This is a genomic window from Streptomyces sp. SX-6, from assembly GCF_059089585.1.
The window spans coordinates 18353-38906 of the sequence record NZ_JBTHHU010000036.1; the positions used below are offsets into that span (position 1 = coordinate 18353).

The 20554-nt window shown below is 70.1% G+C and carries 20 protein-coding genes and 1 riboswitch; of the genes, 11 read left to right on the forward strand and 9 right to left on the reverse strand.

The window, feature by feature from the left end:
- The first annotated feature begins 13 nt into the window (after positions 1-13).
- The 3 genes from ACV530_RS30650 to ACV530_RS30660 all read left to right on the forward strand — a co-directional run bounded on the left by ACV530_RS30650 (position 14) and on the right by ACV530_RS30660 (position 2459).
- A complete protein-coding gene (locus ACV530_RS30650) occupies positions 14-781 on the forward strand; it encodes an enoyl-CoA hydratase/isomerase family protein (protein WP_494335921.1) in 768 nt (255 codons plus the stop codon).
- A 257-nt stretch (positions 782-1038) separates the two neighbouring features.
- The gene (locus tag ACV530_RS30655; RefSeq protein ID WP_494335922.1) at positions 1039-1542 is read left to right on the forward strand and encodes an ATP-binding protein; all 504 of its coding nucleotides are present in this window, start codon (positions 1039-1041) and stop codon (positions 1540-1542) included.
- A gap of 419 nt (positions 1543-1961) precedes the next feature.
- Positions 1962-2459 carry an N-acetylmuramoyl-L-alanine amidase gene (locus ACV530_RS30660; protein WP_494335923.1) on the forward strand — a complete coding sequence of 166 codons (498 nt, stop codon included), beginning with the start codon at positions 1962-1964 and terminating at the stop codon, positions 2457-2459.
- Positions 2460-2478: 19 nt separating this feature from the next.
- Here the strand turns inward: ACV530_RS30660 and ACV530_RS30665 are convergent, their stop codons facing one another.
- Positions 2479-2790, reverse strand: coding sequence for a hypothetical protein (locus ACV530_RS30665; RefSeq protein WP_494335924.1), 312 nt, complete (start codon positions 2788-2790; stop codon positions 2479-2481).
- Between the two features lie 45 nt (positions 2791-2835).
- Entirely contained in the window at positions 2836-4302 is a 1467-nt protein-coding gene (locus ACV530_RS30670; protein ID WP_494335925.1) for an MFS transporter, read from the reverse strand.
- Positions 4303-4380: 78 nt separating this feature from the next.
- Between ACV530_RS30670 and ACV530_RS30675 the strand changes: the two genes are divergently transcribed.
- On the forward strand, positions 4381-4785 hold the full coding sequence (locus ACV530_RS30675) for a winged helix-turn-helix transcriptional regulator (protein ID WP_494335926.1): 405 nt from the start codon (positions 4381-4383) through the stop codon (positions 4783-4785).
- Here ACV530_RS30675 and ACV530_RS30680 read toward each other — a convergent pair.
- From ACV530_RS30680 to ACV530_RS30690, 3 genes are all read right to left on the reverse strand, one after another.
- Positions 4782-6032 carry a zinc metalloprotease gene (locus ACV530_RS30680; protein ID WP_494335927.1) on the reverse strand — a complete coding sequence of 417 codons (1251 nt, stop codon included), beginning with the start codon at positions 6030-6032 and terminating at the stop codon, positions 4782-4784. The two genes, ACV530_RS30675 and ACV530_RS30680, sit on opposite strands and share 4 nt — an antisense overlap.
- A 79-nt stretch (positions 6033-6111) precedes the next feature.
- Positions 6112-6447 (reverse strand): hypothetical protein, encoded by a 336-nt coding sequence (locus ACV530_RS30685; protein ID WP_494335928.1) that lies wholly within the window; start codon positions 6445-6447, stop codon positions 6112-6114.
- A 49-nt stretch (positions 6448-6496) separates the two neighbouring features.
- The gene (locus tag ACV530_RS30690; protein WP_494335929.1) at positions 6497-6766 is read right to left on the reverse strand and encodes a hypothetical protein; all 270 of its coding nucleotides are present in this window, start codon (positions 6764-6766) and stop codon (positions 6497-6499) included.
- A gap of 254 nt (positions 6767-7020) precedes the next feature.
- On the opposite strand from ACV530_RS30690, the gene ACV530_RS30695 reads away from it, so the two are divergent.
- From ACV530_RS30695 to ACV530_RS30705, 3 genes are read left to right on the forward strand one after another with little or no spacing between them, the layout of a single operon-like run.
- Positions 7021-8442 carry a family 2B encapsulin nanocompartment shell protein gene (locus ACV530_RS30695; RefSeq protein WP_494335930.1) on the forward strand — a complete coding sequence of 474 codons (1422 nt, stop codon included), beginning with the start codon at positions 7021-7023 and terminating at the stop codon, positions 8440-8442.
- Positions 8435-9727: a family 2 encapsulin nanocompartment cargo protein terpene cyclase gene (locus tag ACV530_RS30700; protein ID WP_494335931.1), complete on the forward strand. Its 1293-nt coding sequence runs from the start codon at positions 8435-8437 to the stop codon at positions 9725-9727. The genes ACV530_RS30695 and ACV530_RS30700 overlap by 8 nt, the downstream gene beginning before the upstream one ends.
- A complete protein-coding gene (locus ACV530_RS30705; protein WP_494335932.1) occupies positions 9724-10569 on the forward strand; it encodes a geranyl diphosphate 2-C-methyltransferase in 846 nt (281 codons plus the stop codon). The genes ACV530_RS30700 and ACV530_RS30705 overlap by 4 nt, the downstream gene beginning before the upstream one ends.
- A gap of 84 nt (positions 10570-10653) precedes the next feature.
- On the opposite strand, the gene ACV530_RS30710 is transcribed toward ACV530_RS30705, so the two are convergent.
- The 4 genes from ACV530_RS30710 to gcvT all read right to left on the reverse strand — a co-directional run bounded on the left by ACV530_RS30710 (position 10654) and on the right by gcvT (position 15101).
- The gene (locus tag ACV530_RS30710) at positions 10654-12036 is read right to left on the reverse strand and encodes an L-serine ammonia-lyase (protein WP_494335933.1); all 1383 of its coding nucleotides are present in this window, start codon (positions 12034-12036) and stop codon (positions 10654-10656) included.
- Positions 12037-12229: 193 nt separating this feature from the next.
- The gene (glyA, locus tag ACV530_RS30715; protein WP_494335934.1) at positions 12230-13504 is read right to left on the reverse strand and encodes a serine hydroxymethyltransferase; all 1275 of its coding nucleotides are present in this window, start codon (positions 13502-13504) and stop codon (positions 12230-12232) included.
- Between the two features lie 34 nt (positions 13505-13538).
- A complete protein-coding gene (gcvH, locus tag ACV530_RS30720) occupies positions 13539-13916 on the reverse strand; it encodes a glycine cleavage system protein GcvH (protein ID WP_494335935.1) in 378 nt (125 codons plus the stop codon).
- A 69-nt stretch (positions 13917-13985) separates the two neighbouring features.
- On the reverse strand, positions 13986-15101 hold the full coding sequence (gene gcvT / locus ACV530_RS30725) for a glycine cleavage system aminomethyltransferase GcvT (protein WP_494335936.1): 1116 nt from the start codon (positions 15099-15101) through the stop codon (positions 13986-13988).
- Between the two features lie 147 nt (positions 15102-15248).
- Positions 15249-15361: riboswitch (glycine riboswitch) on the reverse strand.
- 386 nt (positions 15362-15747) lie between these two features.
- Between gcvT and ACV530_RS30730 the strand changes: the two genes are divergently transcribed.
- The 4 genes from ACV530_RS30730 to ACV530_RS30745 all read left to right on the forward strand — a co-directional run bounded on the left by ACV530_RS30730 (position 15748) and on the right by ACV530_RS30745 (position 20495).
- Entirely contained in the window at positions 15748-16521 is a 774-nt protein-coding gene (locus ACV530_RS30730; RefSeq protein ID WP_494335937.1) for an enhanced serine sensitivity protein SseB, read from the forward strand.
- Positions 16522-16647: 126 nt separating this feature from the next.
- Positions 16648-17427 carry an enhanced serine sensitivity protein SseB C-terminal domain-containing protein gene (locus ACV530_RS30735; RefSeq protein WP_494335938.1) on the forward strand — a complete coding sequence of 260 codons (780 nt, stop codon included), beginning with the start codon at positions 16648-16650 and terminating at the stop codon, positions 17425-17427.
- Positions 17428-17675: 248 nt separating this feature from the next.
- Positions 17676-18674, forward strand: a complete 999-nt coding sequence (locus tag ACV530_RS30740; protein ID WP_494335939.1) for an ABC transporter permease — start codon at positions 17676-17678, stop codon at positions 18672-18674.
- A 90-nt stretch (positions 18675-18764) separates the two neighbouring features.
- Positions 18765-20495, forward strand: a complete 1731-nt coding sequence (locus ACV530_RS30745; RefSeq protein ID WP_494335940.1) for an ABC transporter substrate-binding protein — start codon at positions 18765-18767, stop codon at positions 20493-20495.
- Positions 20496-20554 lie beyond the last annotated feature (59 nt).

Here is a 20554-nt window from a genome sequence, read left to right on the forward strand (position 1 = left end):
TAACCTGCTGCCCATGACTGTGCATCTCGAGGTCGCCGAGGGCGTCGGCACCATCCGTCTGGACCGTCCGCCGATGAACGCGCTGAACATCGCCATCCAGGACCGGCTGCGCGAGCTGGCCGAGGAGGTGACGCGTCGCGCGGACGTGCGCTCCGTGGTGCTGTGGGGCGGTGAGAAGGTGTTCGCGGCCGGCGCGGACATCAAGGAGATGCGGGTCATGGACCATGCCGCCATGATCGAGCGGTCCCGTGCGCTCCAGGACTCCTTCACCGCCGTCGCCCGCATCCCCAAGCCCGTGGTCGCCGCCGTCACCGGCTATGCGCTGGGCGGCGGTTGCGAGCTCGCGCTGTGCGCCGACTTCCGGATCGCCGCCGACAGCGCCAAGCTCGGCCAGCCCGAGATCCTGCTCGGGCTCATTCCCGGCGCGGGCGGCACCCAGCGGCTCTCCCGGCTCGTCGGCCCCTCCAAGGCCAAGGACCTCATCTTCACCGGCCGTCAGGTGAAGGCCGAAGAGGCGCTGGCCATCGGCCTCGTGGACCGCGTCGTCCCGGCGGGGGAGGTCTACGCGCAGGCGCACGCCTGGGCCGCCAAGCTCGCCTCCGGTCCCGCCATCGCGCTGCGCGCCGCGAAGGAGGCGATCGACACCGGGCTGGAGACGGACATCGACACCGGACTCGCCATCGAACGCAACTGGTTCGCCGGGCTGTTCGCGACCGAGGACCGCGAGATCGGCATGCGGAGCTTCGTGGAGGACGGGCCGGGCAAGGCCAAATTCTCCTGATTGCCCTGCTCGTACCGCCTGTTGAGGGTGACACGTGTGGGGGAATTTCGCAGACGGATGGCACTCTCGTGACGATCTTGTTCCCCCCTGTCCGGGATCTTTCCCGCGCAGGGGGTCGGCGCAGGTCAGCCGGGCCGCTGCGGGAGTGACGGAGCCTCTGGCATATGTCGCCCCCGAGCCTCGGAGCCCGTCGTTCCGCTCTGTTGAATCCGGGAGTTCTCCTCCGTGACGGCCGTAAGGCGGCCATGATGGGGGGCATGGCGGGCCTGGAGAGTACGGATCGGCCACGGCACAGGGTGGGCGCGGCTGCCGCGCGATGGACCCCGGCCGTCGAGGATCAGCTGGCGCTCAGTGCGCTCCAGCGGTGCGGCAACCCCAACCTCGGTGAGGCGCGGCTGCCTTCGCGGCCCGAGTCCGCCTTCGCGGCACGGCGGCTGACCCAGACCGTCGCCCAGTGCCAGTGGGGACTCCCGGCGCAGCTCACCGAGTACGCCGTGCTGCTCGTCTCCGAGCTCGTCGGCAACGCCGTCCGGCACACCGGGGCACGCTATTTCGGGCTGCGCATGCTGCGCCGCCGGGGCTGGGTGCGCATCGAGGTGCGCGACCCCTCCCGGGGGTTGCCCTGTCTGCTGCCGGTGCGCGAGCTCGATGTGAACGGGCGAGGCCTGTTCCTGATCGACCGGCTCTCGGACCGCTGGGGCGTGGATCTGCTGGCGCGCGGCAAGACCACCTGGTTCGAGATGCGGGTCGTCGACCGCTGAGTGCGGTGGATATACGCGAAGAGGCCCCTATCCGTCGTCGTCCGACGGGCCGGGGGCCTCTTCGTGAGCGCCGCGGGAAAATGGGGTGTGTCCCACGGCGGTGTTGACGACCTGGCCCGGGTCAATGGGGGTCGTGGCTCCGACTATGGCAGACGGGCCGGTGGGAGCCAAAGCGGCTTTCTGTTCCCAATCGGGCAATTCCCTGGATAACTCTCAATGATCAAAGGTGACATGGGACACTCGCCTTGTATTCCATGAATAATTCGGCGGAGTAACTTATTTCTATGCACTGTTGATCAAGGTTGTGGCCCGGTGTGCGCTATGGTTCGCGGTCTTTTGCCGTACCGGTGCTTGCGGGGTGACCGGACTCCGGGTGTCATGTCCTCGACCTAAGCAGCGTCGTGGACCCGGGAGCCCTCATGGACGAGACCATCGCCTATCCGCCCACGCACTGGATACCGGCCGACAGTGCCAACTACACGGTGTCCGGCCGCCCCCGGTCGCATCCGATCGAATTCGTGGTCATCCATGTGACCCAGGAGACGTTCCCGGATGCGATGAACATCTTCCAGGACCCGGAGGCCAGGGTTTCCGCGCACTACATGGTCGCCTCCGCCGACGGCTACATCGGGCAGTTCGTGCGCGAGAAGGACATCGCCTGGCACGCGGGCAACTGGAACTACAACACCCGGAGCATCGGCATCGAGCACGAGGGCTGGATCGACCGTCCCGAATACTTCACGGACGCCCTCTACCGCTCCTCCGCGGCCCTGACCGCCGCCGTCTGCGACCGCTACGGCATCCCCAGGACCCGTGACCGCATCATCGGGCACGTCGAGGTGCCGGGCTCCACCCACCACGACCCCGGCCTCTACTGGGACTGGAACCGCTATATGGACCTGGTCACCGGAACCTGACCGGCGGCCCGGCCGGCACTCACCGCCACCCCCGCCGCTGCGCGTTCGCCCGCCGCCGCGCGTCATTGCACAGCAGGCACCGCCCCCACCCCGGCGGCAGCGGATCCTCCTCGTCCCCGTACAGCGGATCCACCGCGCCCTTCGGGTGCAGCCTGCACCCCGTCGCACCGTGCGTCGAATGCAGCGCCCGGGCCGCGGTCAGTGCCCGCTGCAGGGCATCGACGAGCTGCGCGGTCTCCTCCGGTGCGGGGGAGGAGGCATCGAGCGCATAGGCGATGTCGGAGGCGGTGTGGAGCGCGGTGCGGAGTTCGCGCAGGTCCGGGTAACCCATGCCGACGAGCGTACGCGCCACCACTGACAACGCCGCTCCCGAAGATCAACGCCGGGACGGGACGGGGTCGTCGCGCCGGACCGATGCCGGTTCCGGTCCCGGTCCCGGTTCCGGAGCCGCTGCGCCGCCCCGGCGCAATACGGCCGCGGCGAGGACGAGCGCGGCGGCGACGAAGCCCGCACCCACCCGGAAGGCGAGCCGGTAGCCGTCGGTGAGGGCCGCGGCGGTGCCCGTACCGTCCGCGAGCAGGGCGTGCGTACGCGACGTGGCCAGTGTGCTCAGGACGGCCAGGCCGAACGCGGCGCCGATCTGCTGCATGGTGTTGAACATGCCGGAGGCGACGCCCGAGTCCTCAGGGGTCGCGGAGGACATGGCGAGCGTGGCCAGCGCCGGCATGGCCAGCCCGAAGCCGATGCCGAGCGGCAGCAGGGCGGGCAGGACATCAGTGACATAGGCACCGGCCGCCGGGACGCGGCCCAGCAGGGCCAGCCCCGTCACGATCAGCGCGAGCCCGGGCAGCAGCACCCGGCGCGGGCCGAAACGGGCGATGAGCCGGGGCGAGAGGCCGAGCGAGAGGGCCCCGATCGCCAGCGACACCGGGAAGACACCGAGCCCGGTGCGGGCCTGGTCCAGGCCGAGCACCTTCTGCAGATACAGCACGCACAGGAACTGGAAGCTGAACATCCCCGCCACCATGAGCGCTTGGACGGCCATCGCCCCCGCCGCGTCGCGCGAACGGAATACGCGCAAGGGAAGCAGCGGCTCGGCCGCCTTCGCCTGGCGGACGACGAACGCGACCAGCAGGGCGAGTGCGGCGGCGCCGACCGAGAGCGTGCGGGGCGAGCCCCAGCCGTGGTCCGCCGTCCCGACGATCGCGTAGACCCCCAGCATCAGCGCGGAGGTGACCAGCAGTGCCCCCGCCGCGTCGACGCCCCGGCCGGACCCGGCGCCCCGCTCGGCGGGGAGCACACGCCCGGCGAGCAGCACGGCCGCGATCCCGATCGGGACATTGACGAAGAAGATCCAGTGCCAGTTGACGGTCTGGGTGAGCACCCCGCCCGCCAGGAGCCCCAGCGAACCGCCCGCGGACTGGACGAAGCTGTAGATCCCGATGGCCTTCGCCCGCTCCTTCGGCCCGGGGAAGAGCGTGACCACCATGCCCAGCGTGACCGCGGAGGTCACCGCGCCTCCCGCCCCCTGGAGGAAGCGCGCGCCGAGCAGCATGGCACCGTTCACCGACACCCCGCACAGCAGCGAGGCGGCCGTGAACAGGGCCAGCCCCGTCACGAAGACCCGCTTGCGCCCGGCCAGATCCCCCAACCGCCCTGCCAGCAGCAGGAGTCCGCCGAACGGGACCAGATAGGCGTTGACCACCCAGGCGAGGCCGGAGGCCGAGAAACCGAGGTCGGTCTGGATGGACGGCAGTGCCACACTGACGATCGTCCCGTCGAGGATGACCATCAACTGCCCAATGCACAGCGCCGCGAGCGCCGGCCAACGTGATCCTTGCATGGGATTCCCCCTTGGTGCACGAGTTGTTACAGCAGCCATCTTCTGTAACCATCGCGGTCGAGGGAAGGAGGCACTTTCTTGTCACGCAGTCACACCGATGTGCCCGACCAGGTCAACACCGGCCAGGTCAACACCGGCCAGGTCGAAGAGGCCTGCCCGATCACCGAGGTCCTCGACCACGTCGCGGGCAAGTGGAGCATCGGCATCCTGGTCGCCGCCGCCCATGGCCCCGTGCGCTTCACCGAACTGGAGCGCACCATCACCGGCATCAGCCGCCGCATGCTCACCCTGAACCTGCGCAAGCTCGAACGCGACGGCCTGCTCATCCGGACTGTCCACCCCACGGTGCCGCCGAAGGTGGAGTACAGCCTCACGCCGATGGCGCAGGAACTGCGCTCGACGCTCACCGCGCTGGTGGGCTGGGCCGAGCGGCACCGCGGAGCGATAGCCGAGGCCCGGGCGCGGTACGACGGGGAGGGCTAAGCGCTCCCGCGGCGTCGCGCGACCAGGCGGACGGCGGAGCGCAGCGGGCGCGCCAGGGCGAGGGCCAGTCCGGCGAGGGGGAGTGCGATCAGGAGGATCTGGAGGCCCGCCGCAGCCCATACCAGCAGGCTTCCGGAGGCGTTGGCGTCCGTGAGCAGCAGGCCGATCCTCTCCCGGTCGGCCTGAAGCAGCTGGGGCAGGTTGACGACCATCAGGCCCAGCTGGAAGGCGAGGGCCGGGATCAGGAAGGTGACCCAGACGGCGACGACGATCTGGGGCCACCGCTTGAGGTCGCGGAGCCGGTCGTCCTGCGGGCGCCGCCGGAGCAGGAAGCGCTTGAGGATGGGGGCGATGTACTTGAAGAGGTCGGGGACGCCGACCAGGTCCGCGACGATGTAGTAGCCGTCGAACCGCAGCGTGGGAAGCAGCTGTTGGATGATCTCGAGGTTGACGGAGAGGACCGCCACCAGGAGCAGCGGGATGCGGGTCGCCTCGTACAGCGCCAGCAGGCCGAGGACGAAGAGGGCGTTGAAGTAGACGCCGCCGAGGTCGGCGCGGATGCGGCCCGCCCGGCTCAGCCGGTAGGAGTTGGTGATGTCGGTGTAGAAGGCGGGCCAGACGAGATAGATGCCGCACCCCATGGCACCGGGGCGTACGCCTCCGTACCGGCATGCCGCACCATGGCCCATCTCGTGGAACACGCACGAGGCGATCGCCAGGAGGATGACCAGGAGCACGTCGCCCGGGGCGGAGAGTACGCCCCGCAGTGCCGTACCGGTGTCCTGCGTCGTCCACACCCATGCCTCGCTTGTGACGAACGCGCCGACGACGAAGGCGACCAGTGACGGGCGGAACAGCCAGGCGAAGAGGCCGGAGAGGGCCCAAGTGGCCTGCTCGGGAAGGACGGCCAGCCGGTAGCGGAAGGCGAGGAAGGGGTCGGTCTTCCGGACGGGCGGGGGCGGGGAACCGTCGCTGTGGGTGGTGATGCCCAGGGGGGCGAGCTTCTTGTCGACGAGGAAGGCGACGTGTTCCGTGCCGAACGGGCGCCCCGTCTCCCGGCTGAGGGAGGTGGCCACCTCCGCCATGGTGGACTTGCCGTCCAGCGCCCTGACGACGTGGTAGAGCACGGCCGGCAGCCGTACGAGCTGGCCGTCGGAGCGGCAGACCAGATGGGGCGGCTCGCGGTAGCCGGACCCCTCGAACTCGCCGACCAGTTCGGTGCCGGTCACCAGCGCGGGCTCGGACATGCTGCCCTCCAGGAGCGGTGAGGAGGGGGCCGGCAGTCCCCGGCCCCCTCCCCGGGGGGTGTGGCGTACCGCTACGCGGTCAGTGGCTCGCGATGGCCGCGGGGGTACAGGTCATGCCGACGTTCGGGTTCTGGGAGCCCAGACCCAGCGAGCCGAGCAGACCCGGGGTGCCCTGGTGGTCGAAGGACTGGCAGGACGACAGGATCGTCGTGCCGTGGTCGCTGGGCGCCGGTGCGTACACGCCGCCGCCCGTGGCCGCCGCGGAGCTGCTGCTCGCGCTGCCGGCGCCGGAGCCGCCGCCGTCGTGACCCCCGGCGTTGTTGAACGGGGTGGACACGACACCCATGACGGTGCGCTCGGGCAGAACTTCGCCCGCAATACGGTCGAGTTCGTCGAAGCTGATGGTGCTTTCCATTTCCCTGCCCCTTTCTACTTCTACTGGTGAACGCGTGATGAACACGCCATCAATGACGGGAGATTGCCGCGGGAATGCACGTCGTCGTGTAGCCGGGAGAACTGGGAGCGAGTCCCAGCGCGACCAGCAGACCGGGGCCCGCGGCATCCTGCCGGTACTGACAGGCATAGGCCACGGTGGCTCCGTGTTCCGTCCTCATCAGCGTCGGGTACACCGGATGATCGCCCCCGCCCGACAGCAGGGCCGACAGCACGGTCCGGGGCGGCAGTTCCTCGCCGCACAGGCGGTCGAGCTCCCCGAAGTCAACGGCGATTCCCATCGTCATTCCCTCCCTCCGGGATGACGTGGAAGCCTCATCATCCCTTCATGCGGCTAACGCCGGATATGACTACAGGACACGTCGTCAATCCACTGATCACCCAGTCGAATTGAGGTACAAAAGCGGTCGTTGCATCACCCGTGTCGGGGAGAGGTCCATTTAGGTGCGGTCTCGGCGCGCACCAGCCCCGCTCCTGAACACCATGCGTTACAGCTGTGCGCGGAAAGTGATCAGCGGGAGAGAGGTGGCGGCCGATGGCGCTCCAGACGGGTACGACTTCGACGGCGAGCACGGGGGAGCGCGAGGAGGAACGGCTCGCGCTCAGCACCGAAGCCGCGAGGAATCTCGCGACGACGACCAAGTCCGAACCCCAGATGCAGGGGATCAGCTCCCGGTGGCTGCTGCGGAAGCTGCCCTGGGTCGATGTGGCGGGCGGCACCTACCGGGTCAACCGGCGGCTGGCCTACACGGTCGGGGACGGCAAGGTGACCTTCGAGCAGAACGGCTCCAAGGTCCGTGTCATCCCTGCCGAGTTGGCCGAACTGCCGCTCCTGCACGGGTTCGGCGAGCCCACCGCACTGGGCGCGCTGGCCGACAAGTTCGTGCAGAAGGAGTACGACCCCGGCCAGGTCATCGTCCAGGCCGGGAAGAAGGCCGACCACGTCTACCTCATCGCGCACGGCCGCGTGGACCAGACCGGCCCGGCGAAGTACGACGGCGAGACCCTCCTCGGCCGGCTCTCCGACGGCGACAGCTTCGGCGGGGACGTACTGGCCGGAGCCGACCGCAAGTGGGACTTCACGGCCCGCGCCGTGACCGCGACCACGGTGCTGGCGCTGCCGATGTCGGCGTACAAGGCGGTGGCCGGCCGGTACGAGGCGCTGCGCTCCCACGTCGACCGGCTCGGGGCCGACGCGGCCAGGCCCAGGAACAAGGCCGGCGAGGCCGCCATCGACTTCCTCTCCGGGCACGTGGGCGAGCCCGTCCTGCCGGGCACCTTCGCGGACTACGAACTCAACCCGCGCGAATACGAGTTGAGCGTGGCGCAGACCGTGCTCAGGGTGCACACCAGGGTCGCCGACCTCTACAACGAGCCCATGAACCAGACGCAGCAGCAGCTGCGGCTGACCATCGAGGCCCTGCGCGAGCGCCAGGAGCACGAGCTGGTCAACAGCAAGGAGTTCGGGCTGCTCCACAACACGGACTTCAAGCAGCGCATCCCGACCCACTCCGGCCCGCCCACCCCCGACGACCTCGACGACCTGCTGAGCATGCGGCGCGGCACCCAGTGCATCTTCGCCCACCCGCGTGCGATCGCTGCCTTCGGCAAGGAGTGCAACAAGCGGGGGATCACCATGGGTACGGTCGACGCCGACGGGCACCATGTGCCCGCCTGGCGGGGCGTCCCGATCTACCCCTGCGGCAAGATCCCGGTCTCGGAGTACCAGACCACCCCGATCATCGCCATGCGCACCGGCGAGGACAACGAGGGCGTCATCGGCCTCAACCAGACCGGCATCCCCGACGAGGTCGAGCCCGGCCTCAACGTGCGGTTCATGGGGATCGACGAGAAGGCCATCATCTCGTACCTCGTCACCGCCTACTACTCGGCCGCGGTGCTCGTTCCCGACGCGATCGGGGTCCTCGAGAACTGCGAGGTCCGCGCGCGTGGTTGAGCGTACGGCGGCCGCCGCCCTGGTGGACGCCCTGCTGTCCGACCCGGTACGTCCCGCCGGGCCGGGTCTGCTGCGGCGGGACCCGGCGCCGGCGGTACCGGCCGGACCGAGGATCCCCGCCGGCCCCACCGGGCTCGGTACGTCGGCGGCCAAGGCTCTCGCTCCCGCGTCACCCGCTTTCGTCCCCACCCCCGTGCGGGCCCGGCGCACTGCCCTCGGGGTGCCCGCCGGCCCCACCGGGCTCGGCAGCTCGGCCGCCCGTCTCGCGGCAGGCGGCCGGCCGGGGAAGGAGGAACGGCCCCCGCGGCGGAAGGAGTCCGTACCGCCGCTGTACTGCCCGCCCGCCGTACGGGACGACCCGGCACTCGGCGAGGAGGTCAACGCCCGCCTGGTGGAGTGGGCCGAGGACATCGGCCTCTACGCCGGGCGGCTCGACCGCCTGCGCGCGGCCGGCTTCGGGCGGCTGATGATGCTGGCCCACCCCGACACCGACGACCCGGACCGGCTGCTCGCGGCAGGCAAGTGCGCGGTGGCCGAGTGGGCCACCGACGACTACTACTGCGACACCCCCGACTCCGGGCCCGAACTCCTCGGCGACCACCTCGGGCGCGCCCACCCGGCGATCGACCCGTCCCACCTCCCGGCGCGTTACGCCCCCGCCGGCGAAGAGTCCCTGCGCGAGGACCCCGTACGGGAAGCCCTCCGCTCCGCCGTCCGGCATCTGGCCCGGTACGCGGAACGGTCCCAAGTCGCCCGGCTGCGCCACGAGATCGCGGTGCTGTTCGTGGGCTACGGCCAGGAGGGCTCATGGCGTTCCCAGGAGCGCATGCCCGGCGTCGCGGAGTATCTGGCGCACCGTCAGATGAACAGTTTCCTCCCCTGCGTCGCCCTGACCGACGCGGTGGGCGGCTACGCGCTGTCCGCCACCGAGTACGGCGAACCCCGGGTGCGCCGCGCCGTGACGATGGCGTCGACGGCCGCCACGCTCGTCAACGACCTGTACTCGATGACCAAGGAACACGAGTCCTCCGCCGTGGAGTTCAACCTGCCCACCGTGATCGCGGCGGAAGAGCGGTGCTCGCTGCGCGAGGCGGTCGGGCGGAGCGCGGAGATCCACGACGAGCTGGTGCACACCTTCGAGAGGGAGGCCGCCGCCCTCGCCCTGGCCGGGCCGCCCCAACTGGGCCGCTTCCTCGCGGGGGTGTGGGCCTGGCTCGGCGGCAACCGCGAATGGCACGCGGGCTGCAGTCGCTACAACGGCAAGCAAGGAGCTTCACCGGCATGACCACCACCCCTGTCCTGCGCACGGCCTACCAGAAGTCCGTCGCCGCGTACTGGAACAACGAGAAGGACCCGGTCAACCTGCGCCTGGGCGACGTCGACGGCCTCTACCACCACCACTACGGCCTCGGCGACTACGACCCCGCCGTCCTCGAAGGCCCCGAGGACACCCGCGACACCCGCATCATCGAGGAGCTGCACCGGCTGGAGACGGCGCAGGCCGATGTCCTCCTGAACCACCTCGGTACCGTCGCGTCACGGGATCTGCTGCTGGACGCCGGATCCGGCCGCGGCGGCACCGGTTTCATGGCCAACCAGCGCTTCGGCTGCCGGGTGGACGGCGTGTCCATCTCGGAGTCCCAGGTCGCGTTCGCCAACGACCAGGCCAGGAAGCGGGGCGTGGCGGACCGCGTACGGTTCCACTTCCGCAACATGCTCGACACCGGGTTCGCCGCCGGCTCCCGCCGGGCCGTCTGGACCAACGAGACCACGATGTACGTCGATCTCTTCGAGCTCTTCGCCGAGTTCACCCGCGTGCTGGAGTTCGGCGGCCGGTACGTGTGCATCACCGGCTGCTCCAACGACCTCACGGGCGGCCGGTCCAAGGCCGTCAGCCGGATCGACGAGCACTACACGTGCAACATCCATCCGCGCAGCGCCTACTTCAGGGCCATGGCCGCCAACGGCCTCGTCCCCATCGACGTCGTCGACCTCACGCCCGCGACCATTCCCTACTGGGAGCTGCGAGCCAAGTCCTCGGTGGCGACGGGGATCGAGGAGCCGTTCCTGACCGCGTACAAGGAGGGCAGCTTCCACTACCTCCTCATCGCCGCCGACCGCATGTGACCACGCACAGACTCGGCCGCCGCTCCGCCCTTGCGCACAAGGGGGAACGGCGGCCGTTTCAGCGTGTTTCCGGGGACGGCCCCGTCAGCACTCGATGACGTTGACCGCGAGGCCGCCCCGCGCCGTCTCCTTGTACTTGACCTTCATGTCCGCGCCCGTCTCCTTCATGGTCTTGATGACCTTGTCGAGGGAGACGTGGTGGCGGCCGTCGCCGCGCAGGGCCATGCGGGCCGCCGTGACGGCCTTCGCCGCGGCCATGCCGTTGCGCTCGATGCAGGGGATCTGCACCAGGCCGCCGACGGGGTCGCAGGTGAGACCGAGGTTGTGCTCCATGCCGATCTCGGCCGCGTTCTCGACCTGCTCCGGTGTGCCGCCGAGGACCTCGGCGAGGCCGCCGGAGGCCATCGAGCAGGCGGAGCCGACCTCGCCCTGGCAGCCGACCTCGGCGCCGGAGATCGAGGCGTTCTCCTTGAAGAGCATGCCGATCGCGCCCGCGGCGAGGAGGAAGCGGACGATGCCGTCCTCGTCCGCGCCGGGCACGAAGTCCATGTAGTAGTGCAGGACGGCGGGGATGATGCCGGCGGCGCCGTTGGTGGGGGCGGTGACGACGCGGCCGCCCGCGGCGTTCTCCTCGTTGACCGCCATGGCGTAGACCGTGATCCACTCCATCGCGCGGGCCTGCGGGTCGCCCTCGGCGCGCAGCTGGCGCGCGGTGCTGGCGGCGCGGCGGCGGACCTTCAGGCCGCCGGGGAGGATGCCCTCGCGGGACATGCCGCGCGCGACGCAGGCCTGCATCACGCGCCAGATCTCCAGCAGCCCCTCGCGGATCTCGGTCTCGGTGCGCCAGGCCTTCTCGTTCTCCAGCATCAGCGCGGAGATCGACAGGCCGGTCTCGCGGGAGAGGCGCAGCAGCTCGTCACCGGTGCGGAAGGGGTACTTCAGGACGGTGTCGTCGAGGACGATCCGGTCGGCGCCCACCGCGTCCTCGTCGATGACGAAGCCGCCGCCGACCGAGTAGTAGGTCTTCTCCAGCAGGGGGGCGCCCGCCTCGTCGTAGGCGAAGAGGGTCATGCCGTTCGCGTGGTACGGCAGGGCGCGGCGGCGGTGGAGGATCAGCTGGGCCGACTCGTCGAAGTCGATCTCGTGGTCCGAGCCGATCTCGGCGCCGAGCAGGCGCAGCCGCTTGGTGGTGCGGATGCGCTCGACCTCGTCGTCGGCGGTCTCGACGTCGACGGTGCGGGGGGAGTGGCCCTCGAGGCCGAGCAGGACGGCCTTGGGCGTGCCGTGGCCGTGGCCGGTGGCACCGAGGGAGCCGAAGAGCTCCGCGCGCACGGACGTGGTCTGCGCGAGCAGGCCGTCCTTCTTGAGACGCCCCACGAACATGCGGGCGGCGCGCATCGGGCCGACCGTATGGGAGCTGGACGGGCCTATGCCGATCGAGAAGAGATCGAAGACGGAGATGGCCACGGTGGCAGCTCCTTGTGGTTCGGGGGCGGTACAGGGGGGAAGCCCGCTTCTCAGTGTGCGTGATGCGGGTGGTTTTGCGCCGGGGGCCGGTGGTGATGCGGCGCACGTTCGCCGGCCCCGGTCACGGTACGGGGGCGTCGGTTCACTGTGGAGTGTGCCCGACGCCCCCTACCGGCTGGTTAACCCGGAGTTACTACAGACCGGGGTAGAGCGGGTACTTGTCCGCCAGGGCCGTGACACGGGCCTTGAGGGCGGCCGCGTCGGCCGTCCCGAAGGGAGAGGGCGCCTTGAGCGCCTCGGCGATGATGTCGGCGACCTCGCGGAAGTCCTCCGCCGTGAAGCCGCGCGTGGCCAGCGCCGGGGTGCCGATCCGCAGGCCCGAGGTGACCATCGGGGGGCGCGGGTCGTTCGGGATGGCGTTGCGGTTGACCGTGATGCCGACCTCGTGGAGACGGTCCTCCGCCTGCTGCCCGTCGAGCTCGCTGTTGCGCAGGTCGACCAGGACCAGGTGGACGTCGGTGCCGCCGGACAGGACGGAGACGCCGACCTCCGTGACGTCGTCCTGGACCAGGCGCTCGGCCAGGATCTTCGCGCCCTCGAGGGTGCGCCGCTGGCGGTCCTTGAACTCCTCGCTCGCCGCGACCTTGAACGAGACCGCCTTGGCCGCGATCACGTGCTCGAGCGGGCCGCCCTGCTGGCCGGGGAAGACCGCCGAGTTGATCTTCTTGGCGAGCTCGGCCGTGGACAGGATCACACCGCCGCGCGGGCCGCCCAGGGTCTTGTGCGTGGTGGTGGTCACCACGTGCGCGTGCGGCACCGGGGAGGGGTGCAGCCCGGCGGCGACCAGGCCCGCGAAGTGGGCCATGTCGACCATCAGGTACGCGCCGACCTCGTCGGCGATCCGGCGGAAGGCCGCGAAGTCCAGCTGACGCGGGTAGGCGGACCAGCCGGCGACGATCAGCTTCGGGCGGTGCTCCTTGGCGAGGCGCTCGACCTCCTCCATGTCGACCAGGTTGGTCTTCTCGTCGACGTGGTAGGCGACCACGTTGTAGAGCTTGCCGGAGAAGTTGATCTTCATGCCGTGGGTCAGGTGCCCGCCGTGGGCGAGGTTCAGACCCAGGATGGTGTCGCCGGGGGAGAGCAGGGCGAACATCGCGGCGGCGTTGGCCTGCGCACCGGAGTGCGGCTGGACGTTCGCGTGCTCGGCGCCGAAGAGCGCCTTGATCCGGTCGATCGCGATCTGCTCGACGACGTCGACGTGCTCGCAGCCGCCGTAGTAGCGGCGGCCCGGGTAGCCCTCGGCGTACTTGTTGGTGAGGACGGAGCCCTGGGCCTCCATGACGGCGACCGGAGCGAAGTTCTCCGACGCGATCATCTCGAGGGTGGACTGCTGGCGGTGGAGTTCGGCGTCGACAGCGGCGGCGACGTCGGGGTCGAGCTCATGGAGGGAGCTGTTCAGCAGAGACATGAGTTCTTCCTGGGGCAAGGGGCGGGCGGAGGGGTCAGCCTGCGGTGAAGGCCTCGTACTCGGCGGCGGTCAGCAGGTCCGCCGGCTCGTCCGTGATCTTCACCTTGAACAGCCAGCCGCCCTCGAGGGGGGCGGAGTTCACCAGCGCGGGGTCGTCCACGACGTCCTGGTTGGCCTCGACGACCTCACCCGTGACCGGGGCGAACAGGTCGCTGACCGACTTGGTCGACTCCAGCTCGCCACAGGTCTCGCCCGCGGTGATCGTGTCACCGACCGCGGGGAGCTGGGCGTAGACGACGTCACCGAGCGCGTTGGCCGCGAACTCCGTGATGCCGACCGTCGCCACACCGTTCTCGGCGGCCGACAGCCACTCGTGCTCCTTGGTGTAGCGCAGCTGCTGGGGGTTGCTCATGGGTCGATTCTCCTGTACGTGCGGGGATGCTGGTGCAACGGGTCTTGACAGGTGAGACGGAAGCGGAAGTCAGCGGTCCCTCTTGTAGAAGGGAAGCGCCACTACCTCGTACGGCTCGTGGCTGCCGCGGATGTCGACGGCGACGCCCTCGGTTCCGGGCGCCGCGTGGGCCGCGTCCACGTACGCGATCGCGACCGGCTTGCCGAGCGTGGGGGAGGGGGCGCCCGAGGTCACCTCGCCGATGACCTCGTCGCCCGCGACGACCGGGTACCCGGCGCGCGGCACCCGGCGGCCGGCGGCGACCAGGCCGACGAGCTTGCGGGGCGGGGCGGTCCGGGCGCGTTCGGCGGCGGCCTCGAGCGCGGCGCGGCCGACGAAGTCGCCGGGCTTGTCGAACTTCACGACCCGGCCGAGCCCCGCGTCGAACGGGGTCGTCGCGGCGGTCAGCTCGTGCCCGTACAGCGGCATGCCCGCCTCCAGGCGCAGGGTGTCCCGGCAGGAGAGGCCGCAGGGCACCAGGCCCGCGCCGGCCCCGGCCTCGGTCAGCGCCTGCCACAGCTTCTCGGCGTCACCGGGCGCGACGAACAGCTCGAAGCCGTCCTCGCCGGTGTAGCCGGTGCGGGCGATCAGCGGGGACACGCCCGCGACCGTGCCGGGCAGGCCCGCGTAGTACTTCAGGCCGTCCAGGTCGGCGTCGGTGACGGAGGCCAGGATGCCGGGGGAGGCCGGGCCCTGGACGGCGATGAGCGCGTAGTTGTCGCGGTCGTCGCGGACGGCCGTCTCGAAGCCGGCCGCCCGCTCGGTGAGCGCGTCCAGCACCGTCTGGGCGTTGGAGGCGTTGGCGACCACCATGTACTCCTGCTCGGCCAGGCGGTAGACGATCAGGTCGTCCAGGATGCCGCCGTCGGCGTTGCAGATCATGGTGTACCGGGCGCGGCCGACGGCCAGCGCGGAGAGGTTGCCGACCAGCGCGTGGTCCAGGGCCTGGCTGGCGCCGGGGCCGGTGAGGGTGATCTCGCCCATGTGCGAGAGGTCGAAGAGCCCGGCACGGGTACGGACGGCGAGGTGCTCGTCGCGCTCGCTGCCGTAGCGCAGGGGCATGTCCCAGCCCGCGAAGTCGGTCATCGTCGCGCCGAGGGCGCGGTGCAGCGCGTCGAGGGCGGTGTGACGGGGTACGGCGGTCATGGCTGGGCTCCCGGGCAGACGTCGCGAGGATCTGGCCTCCCCATCTGTCATCGGAACCTGAGAGGTTCACCGAGAGCTCCGCTGGGGAACTCCGGCTTGCACCTTGGGTGGGGCCGTCGTACGCGGCGGCCCGCTTTTCAGATCTGCCTCACCCGCGCGGTACGGGGCCTGAGAGATTCAAGGGAGGAACTTGCTCCTTCGGCGCCCGGTGTGCACGGTGCGGTTGCGGCGTGCTGCCGGGGCTCTCCCGCGCGGATTCGAGCGGCCGGTATGCAGTTGGTGCCGTGCGTAGTGCCGTGCGGCGGGCACATCATTGCACGTACGAGCGTGCGATGGGCCGTCTGAGGGGTACCGATTTGGCACCGCCGGGGAAGGGTGCCCCTGCCCCGCCCTTTCACCGTTTCTTCCGGGGCTCCGCCCCGGACCCCGAAACCGCGCTCCGCACGGTTGTCCTCAATCGCCGGACGGGCTGGATTTTCGCGCCCGCGCTGAAAATCAAGCCCGGCCCGGCACTATCAAGCCCGTCCGGCGATTGAGGACGAGCGGCGAAGCCGCGACAGGGGTCTGGGGCGCAGCCCCAGGCGGGGCCCGGGGCGCATCCCCCCACCCACCGGCGAGCCCAGGCGCAGCCGTTAAGGTGCCGGGGATGAGCATTCCCGAGCAGTACCGGAGCGAAGCGCAAGCGCAGGCGGCATGGCCCGCCAACGCACTCGAGGAGGTGCTCGCCGCCTCCGTGGGGGCACCCGGCGCGGGTGCGCGGATCCTCGAGGCGCTCGGCCGCAGCCTGGTGTGGATTCCGCTGCCGAACGGCGGCGGGGAAGGCGACGCCGGCCTCGACATCCCCACCATGGAGCTCGGCGGAGCCGCGTACGTACCGGTCTTCAGCTCCGAGCAGGAGTTCCTGCGCGTGGCCGGGGCACAGATGCCCTTCACCGTCGCGCCCGCCGTCGAGTTCGCGCGCGGCCTGCCCCCGCAGGCCGGCATCGTGGTCAACCCCGAGGGCACCGTCGGCGTGCCCCTGCCGCCGCCCGCCGTGGCCGAGTTGTGCCGGGCCGGGCGCGTCCGCCTCACGGGGGAGCCGACCGGGGGCCGGGTGCGGCTGCACCAGCCCGACTGGCAGGACGAGCCCACCGCCTTCCTCGCCGCCGCCGGGCTCGAGTTCACCGCGGTCCGCGTGGTCCGCACGGCGCGCCGGGCCCTCGCCTCCGTCGAGGGCGGCGCCCCCTCGCTGTTCGTCGGCGTCGAGCTCGACCTGCCCGACGACGACAGCCGCGAGGCCACCATGGCCGCCCTCGGCCGTGCGCTGGGCTCCGTCCCCGTGCTCTGGCCCGTACAGCTCGTCTTCCTCGACGTGGCGAACGACCCCGTCGGCGACTGGATGCGTGAACAGGTCCGTCCGTTCTACGACCGTGACCGGTGACTGGCCCCCTGTCCGCCACCGCTCCCTCGTAAGCTGGTTGGACGACCGTACGGAGTGCGCCACCGCGCCCTGCCGCGGTGAGACGAACCCGGTGGCAGAGACGGCCGAGAGAAGAGGCGGACCCAGGTGAGCGCGGGCGCGGAGAGCGGCGTGGAGCAGGTGCTGCGCCAAGTGGCGCCCGGAGGGTACGAGGCCTACGAGGCGTTGCTGCGTGCCGTTGCCGAGGGCAGCCTCTGGATGCTGCTGTGGCACGGCCAGGCCGGTTCGCCCGATGCGCAGTACGGGAACATGGAGGTCGACGGGCTCGGCTACGCGCCCTGTGTCACCTCCGCCCGGGAGCTCGCCGCCAGCGGCTGGAGCCGGGCCCACGAGATCGTCCCCGGCCGTTCCCTCGCCGCCTCGCTCTACCCCGGCCGCTGGGGCCTGTGGCTCAACCCGCACGCGCCCGGCGGCGGCGTCGGCATCCCCTGGCTCGACCTGCGCCGGATCGCCGGCGGCCTGGACCGGCTGCCCGCGGGGCCGCTGCGGCTGAGCGACCCGGCCGGCGACCTGCCCGACGCGGGGCAGTTCTACGCCCTGCTCACCCAGCACGCCCAGCGCACCCCGGCCGTCCGCGCGCTGCGCCGCGCCTGGGTGCGGCCGACGCTGGGGGACCCGTACCTGGCGATCGGGCTCGAGCTGTACGACACCTCCCAAGCCACCGTCGAGGCGGTGCAGTTGATGATGCGCCAGTCGGTCGGCGCGGTGCCCGAGGGGGTGCCGGTGTCCACGGTGGCGATGTCGGACGAGTACGACCCTGTCGCCATGTGGATGCGGGCCAACGCCCGCCCGTTCTACGACCGTGACGACCGGGGCGGCCCCGCGCCCGCGGCGGGCTACGGCTACCCGCAGCAGCGCGCGTACTGAGCGCATAACGGAACTCTCCTCCGCACATCACGGTTGCGCATCCTTTGCACCCCGGGTCTGGCGGGTGATCGCGAGCGCGTTGAAGACTCCCGCTCCAAGGGCCATCGGTCCTGTACGACCTGCTCCGCACGTGTTGAACAAGCACAGCGTCCCGCACCACAGCACCACTTGCACCAGTGATGTGAGCCAGCCGCTCAAGCGGCAGGGGTGGCCCGGCAGTTCGCCGGTCGAGAGGGGTCCTCCAGACGATGACGGCACCATCGCCCGATACCAGCACGACCGAACCTTCGGTCGACTTCGTCGGGGCCGGTCTTCCGGCCAAGGCCATCGAGGGCCGCTCCCCGTGGCGTATCGCGTGGACACGGCTCAAGCGCGACAAGTGGGCTCTCGGCGGTGGCATCGTGGTGGTGCTGCTGATCCTGGTCGCGATCCTGGCCCCGGTCATCGTGCACTTCCTCGGCCATCCGCCGAACGATTTCCACGAGGACCAGATCGATTCCCTCACCGGCCTCCCGAAGAAGTCCTGGGGCGGCATCGACGGGGACTTCCTGCTCGGCAGCGAACCCACCAACGGCCGCGACGTGTTCAGCCGCGTCGTCTACGGCACCCGGGTCTCGCTGATCGTCGCCTTCCTCTCCGCGGTGGTCGCGGTGGCGATCGGCACGGTCATGGGCATCGTCGCGGGCTACTTCGGCGGCTGGGTCGACACGATCATCAGCCGGATCATGGACGCCCTGCTGGCCTTCCCCCAGCTGCTGTTCATCATCGCGCTGATCTCCGTCGTGCCCAACGAGCTGTGGGGGCTGACGGGTTCGGGGGTGCGGATGGCCGTGCTGATCGCGGTGATCGGCTTCTTCGGCTGGCCGTACGTGGGCCGCATCGTGCGCGGTCAGACGCTGTCGCTCAGAGAGCGCGAGTACGTCGAGGCCGCGCGCAGCCTCGGCGCCGGGCGGACGTACATCCTCTTCCGCGAGCTGCTGCCCAATCTGGTGGCACCGATCACCGTGTACGCGACGCTGATGATCCCCACCAACGTCCTCACCGAGGCCGCGCTGAGCTTCCTCGGCGCCGGTGTCAAACCGCCGACGTCCTCCTGGGGGCAGATGCTCTCCAAGGCCGTGGAGACCTATGAGGGCGACCCGATGTTCATGATCATCCCGGGTGTCGCCATCTTCGTCACGGTGCTGGCCTTCAACCTGCTGGGCGACGGCGTGCGGGACGCGCTGGACCCCAAGGGCTCCCGCTGAGCCGACCCGCTTGAGCAGAACCGCTTCTTCATATCCATCTCATACGGAGGTCGCGGCATCGTGGCAACGCAAGGAAGTACGCAGCGCAGAATGACCGCGGGGGCGGCGCTCGTTGTCGCGGCCCTCGTCGGTGTGACCGCCTGTGGCGGTGGCAAGAGCGACTCGGGCGGCAAGGCGCCGGGATTCAACGCGGCCATCAACAAGGTGGCGAACGCGTCCGACAAGAAGGGCGGCGAGCTGAAGTTCGTCGCCACCCAGGACGCCGACTCCTGGGACACCACCCGTGGTTACTACGGCTTCATGTGGGACTTCGCCCGCTACTACTCCCGTACGCTCGTCACCCCCAAGCCCGCTCCCGGCGGCGAGAGCGCCAATGTGGTGCCGGACCTCGCCACCGACACCGGACAGGTCTCGGCCGACAAGAAGACCTACACCTTCAAGCTGCGCGACGGCCTCGCCTGGGAGGACGGCAAGCCGATCACCAGCAAGGACATCAAGTACGGCATCGAGCGCTCCTGGGCCCAGGACAAACTCTCCGGCGGCCCGACCTGGCTGAGCCAGGTCCTCGACCCGAAGAAGGAGTACAAGGGCCCCTACAAGGACACCAGCCCCGACAAGCTGGGCCTGAAGGCCGTCGAGACGCCGGACGACAAGAGCATCGTCTTCCATCTGGCCAGCCCCAACGGCGACTTCCTGCAGATTCTCGCGCTCCCCGTGGCGGCCCCGGTGCGGCAGGACAAGGACACCGTGGAGCAGTACGGCAGGCACCCGTTCTCCAGCGGCCCCTACAAGTTCGAGTCGTACGAGCCCAACAAGAGCCTCAAGCTCGTGCGCAACGACAAGTGGAACAGGGACTCCGACAAGGTCCGCAAGGCGCTGCCGGACACGATCTCGATCAAGTTCACCACCAACGCCGAGACCATGGACAACGACCTGATCGCGGGCAACTACGACCTCGACCTCAACGCCACCGGCCTGGGGAACGCGGGCCGCCGCAAGGCCATGGGATCCCACAAAGCGAACCTCGACAACCCGCAGACGGGCTTCATCCGTTTCGCGGCCTTCCCCAAGTCCGTCGCGCCGTTCGACAACGAGCACTGCCGCAAGGCGGTCATCTACGGCGCCGACCACACCTCGCTGCAGAACGCCCGCGGCGGACCCGAGGCGGGCGGCGACATCGGCACCAGCATGCTGCCGCCGGTCGTCAAGGGCTACGACCCGGGCTACGACCCGTACGAGCTCAAGAAGGGCAGCGCGAACATCGAGAAGGCCAAGGAGGAACTGAAGGCCTGCGGCAAGCCGGACGGCTTCAAGACCACGATCGCGGTCCGCAACAACAAGCCGGTCGAGGTCGCCACGGCCGAGTCGCTCCAGGCGTCGCTGAAGAAGGTCGGCATCGACGCACAGGTCGACTCGTACGACGGCGCGCAGTCCGCGGGCATCGTCGGCGCACCCAAGAACGTCAAGTCCAAGAACTACGGCATCATCATCTTCGGCTGGGGCTCGGACTTCATGAGCGGCCAGGGCTTCCTCCAGCCCATCGCGGACGGCCGGTTCATCCTGGAGAGCGGCAACCAGAACTACCCCGAGCTCAACGACCCGGACATCAACAAGCTGTTCGACCAGGGCATCGCCGAACTGGACCCCGAGAAGGCCGGAAAGATCTACCAGGAGGCCAACAAGAAGGTCATGGACGCCGCCGGGTACCTGCCCTTCACCTACGAGAAGAACATCATCTGGCGCAGCTCCCATCTGACCAACGTCTACACGGCCGACGCCTACAACGGCCGCTACGACTACTCCGCGCTGGGTGTCAAGTGACCTCCCGTCCGTTCCACCGGTACTCCCGGCGCTAGGCCCGAAGGGCAGGTGAGGGCCGC